This is a genomic window from Snodgrassella sp. CS2 (assembly GCF_050310315.1).
GTDB lineage: Bacteria > Pseudomonadota > Gammaproteobacteria > Burkholderiales > Neisseriaceae > Snodgrassella > Snodgrassella alvi_E.
The window spans coordinates 392857-409341 of the sequence record NZ_JBNPBA010000001.1; the positions used below are offsets into that span (position 1 = coordinate 392857).

General features: G+C 44.9%; 12 protein-coding genes. 6 read left to right on the top strand and 6 right to left on the bottom strand.

The annotated features are described in order from the left end of the window. Positions 1 to 349 precede the first annotated feature (349 nt). From ACQP6D_RS01950 to ACQP6D_RS01970, 5 genes are all read left to right on the top strand, one after another. Positions 350 to 2029 (top strand): MFS transporter, encoded by a 1680-nt coding sequence (locus ACQP6D_RS01950; RefSeq protein ID WP_100140026.1) that lies wholly within the window; start codon positions 350 to 352, stop codon positions 2027 to 2029. Between the two features lie 24 nt (positions 2030 to 2053). Further along, positions 2054 to 3310 carry an HlyD family secretion protein gene (locus ACQP6D_RS01955; RefSeq protein ID WP_427857301.1) on the top strand — a complete coding sequence of 419 codons (1257 nt, stop codon included), beginning with the start codon at positions 2054 to 2056 and terminating at the stop codon, positions 3308 to 3310. Continuing rightward, positions 3307 to 4713 (top strand): efflux transporter outer membrane subunit, encoded by a 1407-nt coding sequence (locus ACQP6D_RS01960; RefSeq protein WP_427857302.1) that lies wholly within the window; start codon positions 3307 to 3309, stop codon positions 4711 to 4713. Before ACQP6D_RS01955 ends, ACQP6D_RS01960 begins: the two co-directional genes overlap by 4 nt. A 128-nt stretch (positions 4714 to 4841) precedes the next feature. Next, positions 4842 to 5678, top strand: coding sequence for an RnfABCDGE type electron transport complex subunit B (locus ACQP6D_RS01965; RefSeq protein ID WP_427857303.1), 837 nt, complete (start codon positions 4842 to 4844; stop codon positions 5676 to 5678). 90 nt (positions 5679 to 5768) lie between these two features. Then, positions 5769 to 6212, top strand: a complete 444-nt coding sequence (locus ACQP6D_RS01970) for an META domain-containing protein (protein WP_367577990.1) — start codon at positions 5769 to 5771, stop codon at positions 6210 to 6212. Positions 6213 to 6314: 102 nt separating this feature from the next. Here ACQP6D_RS01970 and fumC read toward each other — a convergent pair whose 3' ends face one another. Continuing rightward, the gene (gene fumC / locus ACQP6D_RS01975) at positions 6315 to 7703 is read right to left on the bottom strand and encodes a class II fumarate hydratase (protein WP_100140021.1); all 1389 of its coding nucleotides are present in this window, start codon (positions 7701 to 7703) and stop codon (positions 6315 to 6317) included. 372 nt (positions 7704 to 8075) lie between these two features. On the opposite strand from fumC, the gene ACQP6D_RS01980 reads away from it, so the two are divergent. Continuing rightward, positions 8076 to 9842, top strand: a complete 1767-nt coding sequence (locus ACQP6D_RS01980) for a cation:proton antiporter (protein WP_427857304.1) — start codon at positions 8076 to 8078, stop codon at positions 9840 to 9842. A 248-nt stretch (positions 9843 to 10090) separates the two neighbouring features. Here ACQP6D_RS01980 and sbmA read toward each other — a convergent pair whose 3' ends face one another. From sbmA to ACQP6D_RS02005, 5 genes are all read right to left on the bottom strand, one after another. Further along, a complete protein-coding gene (gene sbmA / locus ACQP6D_RS01985) occupies positions 10091 to 11293 on the bottom strand; it encodes a peptide antibiotic transporter SbmA (RefSeq protein WP_323811343.1) in 1203 nt (400 codons plus the stop codon). Positions 11294 to 11803: 510 nt separating this feature from the next. Continuing rightward, positions 11804 to 12523: a 5'-methylthioadenosine/adenosylhomocysteine nucleosidase gene (locus ACQP6D_RS01990; RefSeq protein ID WP_427857305.1), complete on the bottom strand. Its 720-nt coding sequence runs from the start codon at positions 12521 to 12523 to the stop codon at positions 11804 to 11806. 138 nt (positions 12524 to 12661) lie between these two features. Then, positions 12662 to 14446: an exodeoxyribonuclease V subunit alpha gene (gene recD, locus ACQP6D_RS01995; RefSeq protein WP_427857306.1), complete on the bottom strand. Its 1785-nt coding sequence runs from the start codon at positions 14444 to 14446 to the stop codon at positions 12662 to 12664. A gap of 34 nt (positions 14447 to 14480) precedes the next feature. Beyond that, positions 14481 to 15176, bottom strand: coding sequence for a lipoprotein-releasing ABC transporter ATP-binding protein LolD (gene lolD / locus ACQP6D_RS02000; RefSeq protein ID WP_100140016.1), 696 nt, complete (start codon positions 15174 to 15176; stop codon positions 14481 to 14483). Further along, a complete protein-coding gene (locus tag ACQP6D_RS02005; protein ID WP_100140014.1) occupies positions 15169 to 16419 on the bottom strand; it encodes a lipoprotein-releasing ABC transporter permease subunit in 1251 nt (416 codons plus the stop codon). Before ACQP6D_RS02005 ends, lolD begins: the two co-directional genes overlap by 8 nt. Positions 16420 to 16485 lie beyond the last annotated feature (66 nt).

Here is a 16485-nt window from a genome sequence, read left to right on the forward strand (position 1 = left end):
TACTGTTAGGCAAGACTATCCAACTACATTAGATGCAACCAATAAATAAAACTGATTAATAAATTTTAGTATTTATTAATCAATCCATATAAGAGCACCCTCATCACAAATTAATAATTCAATACAGCAAATAACAAAAAATTTAATTAAAATAAATTGTTAATCAATAATCTTCATCTCAAGTAACTATTACATCTGTTAAATTATTGTTAGCAGAAACCAATAATTTGTTTTAGAATATGCAAAAGCTGAACCAACATCGCCCATCCACCTGAGCTGCTCAGGATTACTGGATGGCGTTTTTAATTGTGGCCGACTCAGCATAAATGTAAATTGCAATAATCAACTCATGTCTCATACTACCTATCAGTTAAAACCGCATGAACGCCCAATGATGGCCGGTTCCCCTTCCTTTCCGGACCATCCGTGGAAACGCCGCGTCTGCTATGCCATCATCGGCGTGATCGTAGGCTTAACTGCCGGATTTACCAATGGCATGATGCTGGCCAATATTCCTCAGATTCAAGGCTATTTGGGGCTGACACCCGAGCAAGGAGGCTGGATACAAGTCTCTTATTATATGTTTAGTGCCATCATTAGCGTCTTACTATTTAAAATTCGTCAGAATTTCGGGTTGCCACGTTATGTTAGCTATATCGTTACGGGACTAATCATTACCAACTGCCTGCAATTCTTTTTCCATGATTATCATATGGAATTATTTGCTCGCGGTATGAGCGGACTCGTAGGTGGCAGTTTAAATAGCATGGCCATGTACTACATGATGCAAGCCATGCCCGCTATACATCGCGGTAAAGGCATACTACTCGGCCTCGGCTTGACCCAGCTAAGCCAGCCGCTGGCCAGATTTCTTTCTCCTTTGCTGTTGCAGCACGAACAATTTCAGCTGGTGTTCAGCTTTCAGCTTGGCATGGCGTTGCTGGTATGCGGAGCCGTATGGCTACTTCCTATTCCTTCTGGCTATCTGGAAAAATCATTCGAAAAAATCGACCTAATTAGTTTTCCTCTAATGGCTGCAGGCATCGCCTTTATTTCCGCTGGTGCAGTGCAGGGACGCATTGTCTGGTGGGACAAAGACTGGATTGGCTGGCTGTTTGTTGCCGGCGTTGTATGCTGTATGCTTTCCGTAATTATTGAATACAACCGCAAGCGGCCAATGTTTGATATCAAATGGATGATGCATACCAACGGCATGTTACAGGTATTGGTTTTCGGCTCACTTATCCGCGTAGCCCTGTCCGAGCAAAACATGGGTGCAGCTGGTCTAATGACAGCATTAGGTCTAAGTAACGATCAGATGATTCATTTCTATGCCGTAACATCTTGTGGCGCAGCATTGGGACTAATGACTAGCGTACTAACATTCAAACCTACCGATATTAAATTACCACTGGTGATTTCATTCGCCATCATCGCCATTGCCAGCTTTATGGAAGTTGGACAAAATCAGTGGTCGCGACCAGTGAATTTTTACCTACCAGAATTCATGATTGCTTTTGCATCATTATTCTTTTTCGGTCCTGTGATGATGGAGGGTATGATTCGCGCGCTGGCCAAAGATCCTGTTTACATCATGAGCTTCTCCGCTGTATTTGGATTTTCACAAACTGTCGGTGGTCTAATTGGTTCAGCTCTGCTGAACGCCTTTATCACCATTCGTACCCGTGTGCATTTAATCAATAGCGCCGATGGTTCCTATTTAACTGACCCTCAGGTTAATCAACTCATCCAGCAAAATGCGCAAGCCAGCCAGCGATTCAGCTTCGACAGCACATGGAATCACGCATATGGCGTGAGTAAATTGATTCAGCAAGATACCATGCTGGCACAAGTAGCCGCTTACAATGATTTATTCGTTACCGTAGGCATTGGTTCATTAATCTGTTTTCTAGTAGTTGGCGCACAACGCTGGTGGCATCAGCTGCATGGCACCAACCCTATCGGAAAAGAACTCAGAGGCTTTGCAGCAGCACGCCAGCGCGCGATGCAGGAACCGCCCAAACAATAAGCTGAAATAATATTTAGGATAATAATGACAAACACACCACAAAACACATCTGGACAAAAACCAGATACCGAAACAAACAAGCCTGAAAACTCGGCATCTGCCACCCAAAATTTAGGCAGCGCCTCTTCATCAGCACAGACCGGTGACAAACAGACCAGTTCAAATCAAAACGACGGTGCTGCGGCCGCCGGCCAGAATAACACGTCACCCACTCAGCCATCAGCCAATCAGTGGCAGCCACCTAAACGCAAATGGTTTGTCACCGCTATGCTGGTACTGGTGCTGATGCTAGGTGTTCTAATGATTTTACGCGCATGGAAATTGCCACCATTTCGCAATTCCATGGTTTCTACCGATAATGCTTATGTACGAGGCCAGACCACTATCATTAGCCCACAGGTCACCGGCTATGTTACCAAAGTATATGTACAGGATTTTGACGAAGTAAAAGCTGGTCAGCCACTTATTCAGATAGATGATCGCATCTATAAACAGAAAGTAGCGGCTGCGGAAGCCGGAATTGGTCTGCAAGATAGCTCCCTAGCTAATTACGAACAAAACCGCCGTATCAAAGAAGCCAATCTGGTTGCCAGAGAAGCAGATATAGCCAATGCACAGGCTCAGCTGGAAAAAGCACAGGCCGATATGGCAAGGGTAAATGTACTGGTGGCAGACGGCTCTCTGTCTTTGCGTGAGCGTGACCAGACACGTGCCGCATTAAAACAGGCACAAACCGGCGTTGCAGAAGCCAAAGCCCAGTACCGCGTTGCTCAGGAAGACCTGAAAAGCACCCATGTCAATAAGGGCGGCCTGAAAGCCAATGTGGATAATGCACATGCCCAGCTAGGTCTGGCACAGATTGACCTGTCCAATACGGTAGTGAGAGCGCCGGAAAATGGCCGTCTAAGTGAAATCAGCGTTAAAAATGGCCAACTAGTAAATGCAGGCACACAATTAATGTTTCTGGTACCGGCACGCAAATGGGTAGTGGCCAATTTCAAAGAAGCTCAGACAGCTAATATTCGAATTGGCCAGCCGGCATGGTTTACCGTAGACGCATTAAACGGCGCCAAAATCAGAGGCACAGTGGAAAAAATCTCACCAGCTGCAGGCAGTGAATTTTCCGCCATCAAACCTGATACCACCACTGGCAACTTTGTCAAAGTACCGCAACGCATTGCCGTACGCATCCGTATCGATAACCATAATGAACTATTTGAACGCCTGCGTCCCGGCATGTCGGTAGTAGTCAGTATTGATACCACTAGGGTGAAAGCATGAACGCCCCATTTATTAAGTTATCCTTACTTACGGCTATGGCTATCAGCCTCAACGGTTGTATTCCTCGTATACCGGCTGTACCGGCCACAGCACGAGTACAAGCCCCCACTCACTGGCACGAACAATCCACAACAACTAGTCAGAACGCAGATGCTCAATGGTGGAAACAGCTGAATGACCCTGTGCTGGATCAGCTCATCAATGAAGCTCTAACAAACAATATTGATTTAGCTCTGGCTCAGACCCGTATTCAGGAAGCACTAGCTCAGGAACATGCCTCGCGCGCCTCGTTGCTACCCACACTGGAGGCCAGCGGTGGCACCACCCGCCAGAAAAGTCTGAATGCGTTTGGAGTGGCCACTTTAACACGATTAGAACAGCCTAGTTTTCAGGCCGCCTATGAACTGGATGTATTCGGTAAAAACCGCCATGCCTATCAGGCTGGCCGTTTAAACCGACAAGCCACTGAAACGGCCGAAGCTGCAACACGCCTGAGTGTAATCAGCACCACAGTAAAATCCTATATTACCCTACGAGCTCTGGATGAAAAACTCAATCTGCTACAAAAAACATTAGATGCACGACAGTGCGAACTGAAAATTGCCCAGTCCAAAGCTAATGTTGGTTATACATCCAAACTTGAGCTAAATCAGGCACAAGCAGAGTATGCCGCCACATTGCAGCAGATTCCGGTAGTCCAATCGAGTATCAGCCAGCAAGAACATGCATTGAGTATGCTGGTTGGTTCCAGCAGCCGCACCATTGAGCGTGGTTTACCATTATCCCAACTGCAAGCACCGGCCATTCCTGACATGCTGCCGTCTGAACTGATGCAGAATCGTCCAGATATAGTTCAATCTTCATTATTACTGGCTGCCAGCGATGCCAATCTGGCTTCAGCGCGAGCACAGTTTCTACCGTCAGTGAAAATCAGTGCTGCTTTTGGCCGTATTTTTTCCACTGCTCCGATTAAAGAACCGGTAAACGTCTGGAGTATAGGCGGCAGTATACTGGCACCCATCTTTGAAGGCGGTAGTATCAAGGCCAACTTTGATTTGAATGTAGCCAGACGCAACGAAGCTGCATGGAATTATCGAAAAACCGTGCTCACAGCGCTAAAAGAAGTGGAAGACCAGCTCTCCGCTAGCTACCGTCTGCAAGAACAGGAACAGGCATTGGAAATGGAGCAGAAAGCACTGGCAAGTGCTCTACATCACGCTAGCAACCGCTATCATGCCGGATATTCACCTTACTTAGACGTACTGGATAGTCAGCGCAATTTGCTCAGTGTAGAAAGTCAGCTAATTCAGAGTAAAGCGGATTACCTGAACGCACAGGTTTCACTATATCAGGCATTGGGTGGCGGCTGGACTCCAGCCAGAAACACTGATACCCATCATTGATACTTGGACTTATTTCTCGAAACAAGCATAATTTTTTTAACGGTCAGTCAGCACCCTGCTGCAAATTGGCACAACAACCAGTATGTTAAAATTGATTTTTAATTAGTATTCGTTTAATCAGTTTTATTATGTTTATTGCTTCAGAACACATCGACCGGCTATTACCACAAACCCAGTGCAGGCAATGTGGCTATCAGGGCTGTGCCCCTTATGCACAGGCATTAAGCCGAGGCGAGGCAGCCATTAATCTGTGTACACCGGGAGGAATGGCAGTTATCTGTGATCTGGCGCAATTACTCAATGTACCGGTGATCCCTCCTGCTGACATTAATAAAGCTCAGCAGCCTAAGGCTATAGCCATCATTGATGAAGACGAATGTATTGGGTGTACCGCCTGTATCAAAGCCTGCCCAGTAGATGCCATTTTTGGTGCAACCAAGCAAATGCATACCGTTATTACCAGCGAATGCAGTGGATGTGAATTATGTCTACCCCCCTGTCCGGTAGACTGTATCCATATGCAGCCAGTAGCAGACCAATGGTTACCCCGCTCTCGTCTTTTAACTGAAGACATTCAAAATGAGCGCTTTGCCGCGGCTAAACAGGCTCATACCCGTTTCCAACACCGTAACGAACGCTTGCATCGTCTACAAAAACAAAAACAACAGCAACTACAGGCACGGCAGAAGAAAACCACAGCCACAACAACTAAATTAAATTCAGCAAGCAACATCAATTCAGCGGCTCTGATTGCCAAAGCCATGGCTAAAGCTCATACTCAGCAGCAGCAACGACGTGTGCCGGATAATCACGATTCATTTCAGCAACAGCAGATTGCCAAAGCTCAGCAACAGGCCAGCTACCGCCGCGCCATGCGTGATTTCCAGTATGGAAATGAAAAGCAAAAAGCAGAGGCACAGGAATGGCTGCGTTTATACAAACAACAGCACGAATCCCAACAATAATGCGCTTAACCTGACAAAATTAAATAAAAATGCTAAAATTATAGGCTAAATTAAAATTATTTAGCTGTATAAATTAACGAAATTAAACAAATGAAAAAGCTGAAACTGATTCTGGCTACCGTGACTGCCCTGTTAATGGTTAGTGCCTGTGCCATTGCAGACAAACCCAATACCCGTTATCTGTCCGGTAACTGGCAAATTCGTACTTTAAATGGTGAGCCTACTCCTGATACCAGCGCTCGAATCCGTTTCGACCCAAATACACATCAATATTATGCTTTTTTTGGCTGTAATCATATCCAAGGTAACTACCGAGATTTTCGCCACACTCTGCATCTAAGCCAACCGTTCGGTATCGATAAAATGTGTGCCAACATCGAAGATGAACGCACCGGTACCGGTACCCTCGGTTTCGTTAATTCATGGCGTATCATAAACGATACCACCGGAGTGCGGCTGCAACTGTTAGATAAACAGCACTATGTACGTGTCGAAGCTCGTTTAATAAAAGATGCCGACAACGAACAACATTAAGCTTTCCATTACATTATTAGCAATAAATAATCTACAAGCACTTACAAAACAAAAATAGCCACATTGTCGTCCGCGACAATGTGGCTATTTAATTACTCTGAATTAATGCGGAGCAATCATATCTTCAGGAATCACCCACTCATCAAACTCTTCGGCAGTGAGGAAACCCAGCTCAATAGCAGCCTGTTTCAGGCTGGTATTTTGCGCATAGGCAGTTTTGGCGATTTTAGCAGCTTTTTCATAGCCGATATGGCGGTTCAGAGCTGTAACCAGCATTAGAGAATGATGCAAATTGGCATCAATTTTCTCACGTACCGGCTCAATACCTTCCGCACAACGCAGATTAAAACTATTACATGCATCTGCCAATAAGCGAACTGATTGCAGAATATTAAACACCAGCACAGGCATAAACACATTCAGTTCAAAGTTACCGGACGCACCGGCTACAGTAATCGTCGTGTCGTTACCCATTACTTGTGCTGCGACCATCGTCATAGCCTCACACTGAGTAGGATTCACTTTACCCGGCATAATACTTGAGCCAGGCTCATTGGCGGGAATAGTAATTTCACCAATGCCACAGCGCGGGCCACTGGCCAGCCAGCGGATATCGTTAGCAATCTTGTTCAGACTTACTGCCAGTGTCTTCAGGCTACCAGAAGCAAACACCACAGCATCACGGCCAGCAAGTGCTTCAAATTTATTTGGTGCAGTTACAAACGGTAAACCAGTCAGTTCTGCTAGTTTTGCTGCCGCTTTTACCGCATATTCCGGATGGCTGTTCAGGCCAGTGCCCACAGCAGTACCGCCCAATGGTAACTCATACAACCAGTGCAATGCCTGCTGCAAACGTTCTAAACCATGATCCAACTGGCTAACATAGCCACTGAATTCCTGTCCTAGTGTCAGCGGTGTAGCATCTTGCAAATGTGTACGGCCAATTTTAACTATATCCTTGAAGGCTTCAGCTTTCGCCGCCAATGTGTTTCTCAATGCTTTTACTGTTGGCAACAAATGCTGATTAATTTGGATAGCCGTCGCCACATGAATGGCTGTCGGGAATGAATCATTGGTAGATTGAGCATGATTCACATGATCATTTGGATGCACTGGTTTGTAGCTACCACGAGGCTGTCCGGCAATTTCGTTTGCCACATTAGCCAGAACCTCATTCATGTTCATATTGCTCTGCGTACCAGAACCAGTCTGCCACACAACCAGAGGAAACTGATCTGCCAGTTCGCCAGCCAGAACACGTTCTGCCGCCTGTACAATCAGTCCGGCACATTCGTCACTGATGCGTCCGAGCTGCTGATTGGTCAATGCAGCTGCCTTTTTTACCAAAGCCATGGCCTGAATCATGGCTGGCGGCAAAGTTTCACCACCGATATCAAAATTTTGCAGGCTACGCTGAGTTTGCGCTCCCCAATAAACATTTTCAGATACAGCGATCTCACCCATGCTGTCATGTTCAATACGTGTATTCATAACGTCTCCATGATTACGCACACATTTTATTTAAAATAAAACAAATATTTGTGCAGCGGTCAGGCATTAACTACACTCGCAGACCCTCTGGAATATATTTAATCCCCATTCTAAAGAAGCTTAATTGTGCAGCGATTCAGCTATCTTAGCCACCAATTTATCACATTTGTAAATAGATATTAATATAAACATAAGATTTGATTATAAATTTCCAACATCATTTACCTATCAACACTTAACTGAACTTAGATACAAATTCCTAAGCTAAGATCCTAACTTCATGCCACTCTAACAGCAATTGATTATGAAAAAAAATAATATAGGGAACAGTTTGTGGCAGAATAGAAACTACCAAACAACACATATAAAATAATGGATATAGCCTTTCAGTTTTCAGCATTACTGGCACTGGGCATAGGTGCACAATGGCTGGCGTGGTATCTGAAACAACCATCCGTACTGTTTCTGTTGTTCACTGGCATAATCATTGGGCCAGTGCTGGGATGGTTTCAGCCTGATAAAGTCATGGGCGACCTCCTTTTTCCGTGTATTTCTTTAGGTGTAGCCATTATCTTGTTTGAAGGCGCCCTTACGCTGCAATTTCACGAAATCAGCCAGCATGGCCGTGTAGTTCAAAATCTGGTGACCTTTGGCACCCTCATTACCATTGCAGTATTGTCACTAGCTACCTATTGGCTGTTTAAACTGGACATACGGGTGGCTATACTGTTTGGTGCTCTCGTCTGTGTCACCGGCCCAACTGTTATTGCGCCCATGCTGCGTAGCGTCAGGCCACGTACAAAGATTGCCAATATTCTGCGCTGGGAAGGCATTATCATCGACCCCATCGGCGCCATTGCCGTTGTACTCGTCTACGAGTACATAGTTTCCAACGGCCACGAAAATTCACTGTTGCTTTTTAGCAAAATTGTGCTGGTAGCTGTAATCTGTGGTGGGCTGGGTGCTGTAATTCTAGCCAATGCCATCAAACGCTATTGGCTGCCGGAATACATGCGCAACGTCGTCACCTTTGCATTTGTACTTATTCTGTTCTCTTTTTCCAACTATCTGGAAAGCCAATCCGGCTTGCTCACGGTAACGATTTTAGGACTTGCACTAGCTAACTGGCCCCAATTTCCTCGTCAAAGTATTCTGGCGTTTAACGAATCCCTTACCTTACTCTTCATTCCGACATTATTCATTATTCTTGCGGCACGTATGGACCTAGCTGCGCTACTTGGTCTTGGCTGGCACGGATTGTTGCTACTGATGATTGCCATGTTCGTTGCGCGTCCGTTGGCCGTTTGGTTTTCTTCTATCCACTCCGGTTTAAGCGTGCAGGAGAAACTAATGATTAGCTGGATCGGACCGCGTGGTATTGTCGCAGCCTCGATTGCCTCATTGTTTGCAATGCGTTTAGAGCACCAGCATTTAGCCGGTACAGAACTACTGGCACCATTGGTATTTCTAATTATTATTGGTACCGTGTTGATTCAGGGGCTGGGCGCAAAAACAATTGCTATCATCTTGAAAGTACGCGAACCAGCCAATAACGGCGTACTGATTGTTGGCAGCAACGATGTCGCCCTGATGCTGGCTAATACGCTAAAACAACTGAATATCGATGTTTTGGTTGCCGATTATCACTACATACAGATTGCCCGTGCCCGCATGCAGGGTCTTCGCACCTATTTCGGTAATCCGGTATCAGAAAATGCACAGACACAACTCGACCTAATTGGCATTGGCCATTTGTTCGCCGTCAGCCGCGATAAAGAACTGAATACCTTATGTGAACTCCAATTTCGGCATGAATTCGGCGAGCAGAATATCTACCGTATCCGTTTTGCCGAAGAACAGCATTTAACCGCTCGCGCCCAGAAACAACATCAGTTTGTTTCCCGCCAACTGTTTGAAAAAGAGGTGACATTCGGGCGTCTGGAAAACATGCTAAACAAGCAGGCTCGGATAAAAATTACCAACATTACTGCTGCCTACAACTATCATCAGTACTGTCAAGACCATCCGCAAGCAATTCCTCTGTTCTTACAGGATAAAAACAATACCTTATATATCATCAGCAGTGAATTTCAGCCTGCATCCGCCATTGGAAAAAGATTAATTGCATTGGATTACTGAGCATCAGTTCCGAAAGTCTCAGCGACTATTGGCTCATTCAACAATTTGCTGCCTGAATCAGATTATAATTAGCTAATTTTCCGGCCAATCCAACAAGCGCTAATACTGATGACACGTCTGCAGCACTCGGTGCCAGCAAATATGTAAGCATTGCCAGATAAATCTTCTGCCTGATATAAAATCAATATAAGATGGTTTGATGTTTTATGTGCAAACCATATAGCCAAAATAACGTAAGAATATAAATATTAATTTTTAGTATTTAATATCGATTCAAAAGCTTTCAAACGTTTATGAATCGACAATAGCTCAATAATAGTTTTCCACGAACTAATCAGATATTGGAACGAATCACGCACATTGCCAAACACGTTCAGAATCTGATTAATTAGCCCCAAAGTCATCGTGCCTGCTGCAATCGAAGGGGATAATATGAATAAACCGAATAAATTATCCAACTGCATGTACCATGTACTCACCAAATTAAAATAGGCGTAATGAAAATACAATCGGTAGTAATTCACCCTTACCCGCTCAAAAAGTTCTTTTAACGTAGCTGGCTGGGCGCGTGCAATATCATCCTCTCCATATACCAACTCTTTCCGGTAAGCTGCTTCTACTTTCTGATTATTGAATTGCAATCCCGGTAGCTTAATCCCCACCACCATCAGCAGCACCGTACCAAATAAAGACCAGCCTATCGCTGCCCAAACCAGCGAGTATTTAATTTCACCAATCAATGCAAGCACAGGTACATGGCTCGACAATTCAAATAGAATCGGTAAAAAAGCAATCAGCACCATCACAGCCCGTACCAGACTGACACACAATTCTTCCACAATAGTGGCAAAGCGCATTGTATCTTCCTGCACCCGCTGAGAGGCCCCTTCTACTGTATGTAATTTTGGCCAGTGGTCTATATAATACTGGTTCATCGCAGTGCGCCAACGAAACACATAATGGCTGACAAAAAAAGCATTCAGCATAATCATAGTCACCGAAACCATCGCAATCAGCAAAAATGTCAGCATATTCTGATAAATATTACTGATTGGCCCTCCACCACTGCTAAGCATCTTCTGTATCATGTCCCAGAACGGTCCATACCAGGCATTTATCGCCACACTTACCTGCACATTAAACCAGATGTTAAACAGAATTAATGCCGAACCCCATATAGACCAACGCTGCCATGGATGGCGTGCCACCACCGACCAGAAAACCGCGAATACCAACGTAGCCAGCACAAACCAGATATAAAACCATACAAAAGCAGGCGACCAAAAACGCGAAAGGCCAATAGCCAGAGGCTTATCAGCATAGCCTTGCGGAAAGCCGAACCATTCACCTGCAGACTTACCCCCCGTATACCAGAGAGCAATATTTAAACCAATCCACAAAATGGCCGACAAAAAAAACCAACGAGGCTTAGGAAAAAACGACTGGAACACAATTTCATCCTGACAAAAAAACTACCGGTTAAAAAAGATGGTTTCAACAATGTCAGCTCGTGCGTCACCAGCCATATGCATGCATCAGCAGAGATTGTAAAGAAGCTATTAAAAAGCGAGTGACCCACAAAGTCAATCAATATAGTTAATCCAGTAACGGATTTATTTTAAACATCTGTTTGTTGTGTCTGCTAGTCTCAAGCACAGCAAATTGGCTTAGAGCATCCATTTTAAAATGGATTTGGATTTGTTCGTAAAAATTACGGTACCCAAATTCCACCAGCAGAAAAAAAGATAGCAGAAAATGAGCAATGGCTAGAAAATTTAAAATATGCCATTTTTTCCACAAAAATATTATCCTCTATATTAAATATTTATTAGCTTATTTCACTATAAAAAGCAAAGAAACAAACCCATTATCATTATATTTTTAAGCATCAAAATACTTAAACGATGCAGGCAACTAATGTACAGCCGGCATCACGTTTCTGTAGCGCTTAATTTAACATATCATTCAGGGTTATTTTGCAGACCTAAAGTAATTAAATCAATTACCATGCGTGCAGAATTTTGGCCTGTTTGCTGTAAAAACTCATCAAAACTGATGGCAGCATTAGCGTCACCATTATCGGAAATGGCTCGGATGATGACAAACGGGATATGCAACTGATAGCAGGTCTGAGCAATGGCAGCGGCTTCCATTTCCACCGCCAGCACATCAGCAAATTTATCTTTGATGGCGCTGTTCTGCTCGGCAGTACCAATAAACTGATCTCCACTGACTATCAAGCCTGTATGAATATGTGCACCAGTGTATACTTGCGCCGCACAAGTAGCTGCTTCAACCAAAAGCTGACTAGCTTTAAATCTAGGTGGCAGCTGTGGCACCTGACCAGATTCATAGCCAAAAGCGGTAACATCGACATCATGATGAGCTACTTCTTGTCCTACCACCACATCACCAATCTGCATACCAGCTTTAAGACCGCCTGCACTTCCCGTATTAATCACATAATCAGGTGTATATCGTTCAATAATGATTGCTGTTGTCAGTGCCGCATTGACTTTACCTATTCCGCTTAGTGCCAGCACTACCCGCACACCCTTAATTTCACCTAGATAAAAATGCACTGCTCCAGCCACATCATCCTGACGTTTTTCCAGTTGAGTTAGTAAATAATCCAGCTCAGGCTGCATGGCAGCAATAACGGCAATTAAAGGTGTTGGCATCATTCAATCTTTGTCATATTTTTTGATAAAAACAGGATAGCAGAATTTACTTTATGCAGCCAGATAGGCATGAATACTAACAATGTCAATGTTACCTAAACCAAACCAGATAATTTGATTCCACATTTAGTAGCAGAATTAAAATAAAGACAATTGCGACTGCTGTAATGCTTTTCCAGCCAGAGCAGCACCCAGACCACTGCGTCGTTGCTGGCTATTTTTAATTCCCTGAACCATTTGTCTGGCAGTACCACAGAAAATAAACTGCTCCCGTGCACGAGTCAACGCAGTATAAAAAAGCGCTCGGTTAAACAGTGGGTCATCTGCTGCTGCGTTAGTCTGAGGAGCCACAAACCATACACTATCGTATTCCGAACCTTGACTTTTATGTACCGTAATCGCAAAGGCATCTTCGTGAGGAGGCAGACGGCTGAGAACCATCGAACGAAAAGAATTACCATCATTAAAATAGGCACACAGGTGACCAGAATGATTTTCATCAGGAAGAATGATACCTATATCGCCATTATACAAACCCACCGCATAATCATTTTGGGTAATCATGATAGGTAAACCAGCAAACCAGCTATTGGTATTCAGATGCAGCCGACTACGCAAAAACTGCCGGTAATGCCGATTAAATGCTTCAGCATCAGCTCGCCAAGCTGTCAACACCATAATATCATTTAGATGGCTAAAAACTGCATCAACATCATGATCGGCCACGGCCTGCCACCATGGCTGATGCAGAGCATACAAATCATGACACATCCGCTGCCAATCAGCCGAACGCACCTGCAACTGTGCCGGAAAACGGCGGACGGCATTCATAGCACTTTCATCATCACCTTTAATACAGGCAGTCGCCAAAGCACCGATACCTTGCGTAGCATCAAAACGGTAGCTGTGACTCAATGTAGCCACATGACTTGCCATTCCAGCCTGACTGCTGGTTTCGGGCAGAATCTGATTTGGCAGCAGCGTGGTAAGCTTTTGTTTTAGAGCAGGAGACAATACTGTCGGCCGCGACAACTCTGCTAATACATTACCAGCACCAACAGCTGGAAGCTGATTAGCATCACCAAGCAATATTAGGCGAACATCCTCTTTCAGAGCACGCAGCAATGCCCGAAACAAAGATAAATCCAGCATTGAGGACTCATCTACCACCAGAATATCCACCGGTAAAGGATGCTCAGCATCATAAGGGCCTGTTAAAAGAGGCGGTTGTAGCTGAAGCAACCGGTGTACAGTTTGACCGCCAAGCCGTCCCAGCAAACGTCTACTATCTTGATCCAAAGGTAGTTTACTTAAAGCTCGCTGCAAGGCATTGGCCATATGTGCTGCCGCTTTACCGGTAGGCGCCACCAAAGCAATATGCGGCGGACGTGATAATTTCCATGCGTGCTTGAGCACCAATCCCAAAATTTTGGCAACAGTAGTCGTTTTTCCGGTACCCGGCCCGCCATTTATAACCACAAAATGCTGTAATAGAGCCAGCGCCGCTGCAAACCTCTGCTGTGCACTGTCTGCATCCGGAAACCACTCAGTCAGATCAACAGCCACAGCCTCCATATCTAAAGGTACAGATTTTACTGTCGTGCGTTTCCACAGATTCTCAGCAATATCCTGCTCGAGTTGCCAGATACGGCCTGAAAACAAATGATTATCCAGCAAAACAAATGGCGTATACGCACCGGCTGCCCCTACCAGCATCCGACAATTGCGGACAGATGTCCGGTATTCGCGCGGAACAACAATATAACTGTCCCCCCGATTGAACGCCCATAACAGTGCATTAGCCCAAGGTTGCATCACAGCCCATTCAGCCGGAACAACTGTACCCAGCACCTGAGCCATTGCCGCCAGAGCCGGATGGTCGGGTTGTTCAGAGCCTGCCTGCACCGTTATTTCATTTGCCATACACTGCAACCATCATTAGCCATTAACCCTAGGGTCAGTTTGCTGCAAAAGGTATTAATTTCCCATCTGATACCGTTAATACCTCATCAAAACGTACAGCAAGCTCATCATCATGGGTCACCACTACCAGACTGGTGCCTAGCTCATGTTGCAAATCGAGCATCATATCGAGCACATTACTGGCATTTTTACGATCCAAATTTCCTGTAGGTTCATCCGCCAGAATACAGGCTGGATGAGTAACCAAAGCGCGAGCAATGGCAGCACGCTGCCGCTCACCGCCAGATAATTCTCCAGGACGATGCGCCAAACGCTGTTTCAAACCCACTTTATCCAGCATTGCTCTTGCTTGTTCTTCCGCCTGTGCTTTGGGCATGTGACCAATCAACAAAGGCATCATCACGTTTTCCAGCGCTGTAAACTCTGGCAGCAAATGATGAAACTGATATACAAAACCCAGATACTGATTTCGCAGCTGACCAATGGCTTTCTGACTCAGCTCAGTAATATCACGCCCCATTAGGCGAATGCTGCCTGAGCTGGGTGTATCCAGGCCACCCAAAAGATGTAATAAAGTGGATTTACCACTGCCGGAAGCGCCAACCACACTGATACTTCGGCCACTCCCGATTTTGAAATTCAAATCATCAAGTACCGATACCTGTAAATGGCCATCATCATAAGTTTTACTGACATGTTCACATTCAATCACATATTCCGGCTTATTCATAACGTAATGCCTCCGCCGGTTGAGTTTTGGCAGCACGCCAGCTCGGATACAGCGTAGCCACAAAAGCCAGTAGCAAAGAAATCACCGCAATAGTACAAACATCAGTAAACTCCACATCCGACGGCAGGTAGCTAACAAAATAAATTTGCGATGGAATCAAATGCTTACCAGTTAGGTGCTCAAAAAAGGCAACAATGCGGCCAATATTTAAACCAAGAGTGACACCAAACAAGGTTCCGAAAAAAGTACCCAGAAAACCGGCTACCGCACCCTGAATCATGAAAATACGCATTACACCGGCTGGGGAAAGCCCAAGAGTGCGTAATATAGCAATATCTGCCTGCTTTTCAGTTACCGCCATCACTAATGAAGACACCAGATTAAATGCAGCCACCGCAATTATTAGCAGCAAAATAATAAACATCATGCGTTTTTCCATCTGTACTGCATCAAAATAACTGCGGTTTTGGAAAGTCCAGTCACGAATCCAAATTTCATTCTGTAATTTAGGTGGCACAATTTTGCGAATCACATCTGGTGCATTTTGTGGGTCAGCCAGTTTCAACCTTAGACCACTTACATTATTTCCTAGCCGGTAAAGCTTTTGAGCATCACTAATATGGGTTAAAGCCAGCGTATTATCCACTTCATAAATCTTGGTTTTTACTACCCCTACCAGAGTAAACTGTTTCAGACGCGGCACCATGCCAGCTGGCGTGACATTTCCATCAGGCGTGATAACAGTGATTTTGTCTCCAATATTAGCACCCAGCGCCTCTGCCAAATCCTTGCCCAACAAAATACCGAATTCACCAGGTTTCAGTGAAGCAAAACCATTTTTGGGCATGCCGGCTCCATAATCCACAACTTTGCCTTCCAGTGCGGGATCAATGCCGCGAATCTGCACTCCACGTACCTCGCCGGCATTGGCTAACAAAGCTTGGTCTGCTACATAGGGTGCCGTGCCCACCACCTGTGGATTCCCTTGTACTAACTTTTGCAAATCCTGCCAATGCTGATCCAGACTGTTTTCATAAAAGCCCATTTCAGCATGCGGTGCGACACTGAGTAACTGATTACGAATTTCTTTTTGAAAACCATTCATCACCGACAGCACCACAATCAAAGTAGTAACTCCGAGTGCGATACCAGCAATTGACACTGCGGTAATGAATGACATAAACCCGTTACGTTTCCTGGCCCGTAAATAACGTAAACCAATCCATGTTTCCAGAGATGCCATGAGTAAAAAATTTCAATAGAAAAAACTGATTGTACCCGAGCGTAACGAGCAGCGTCATGCTCAACA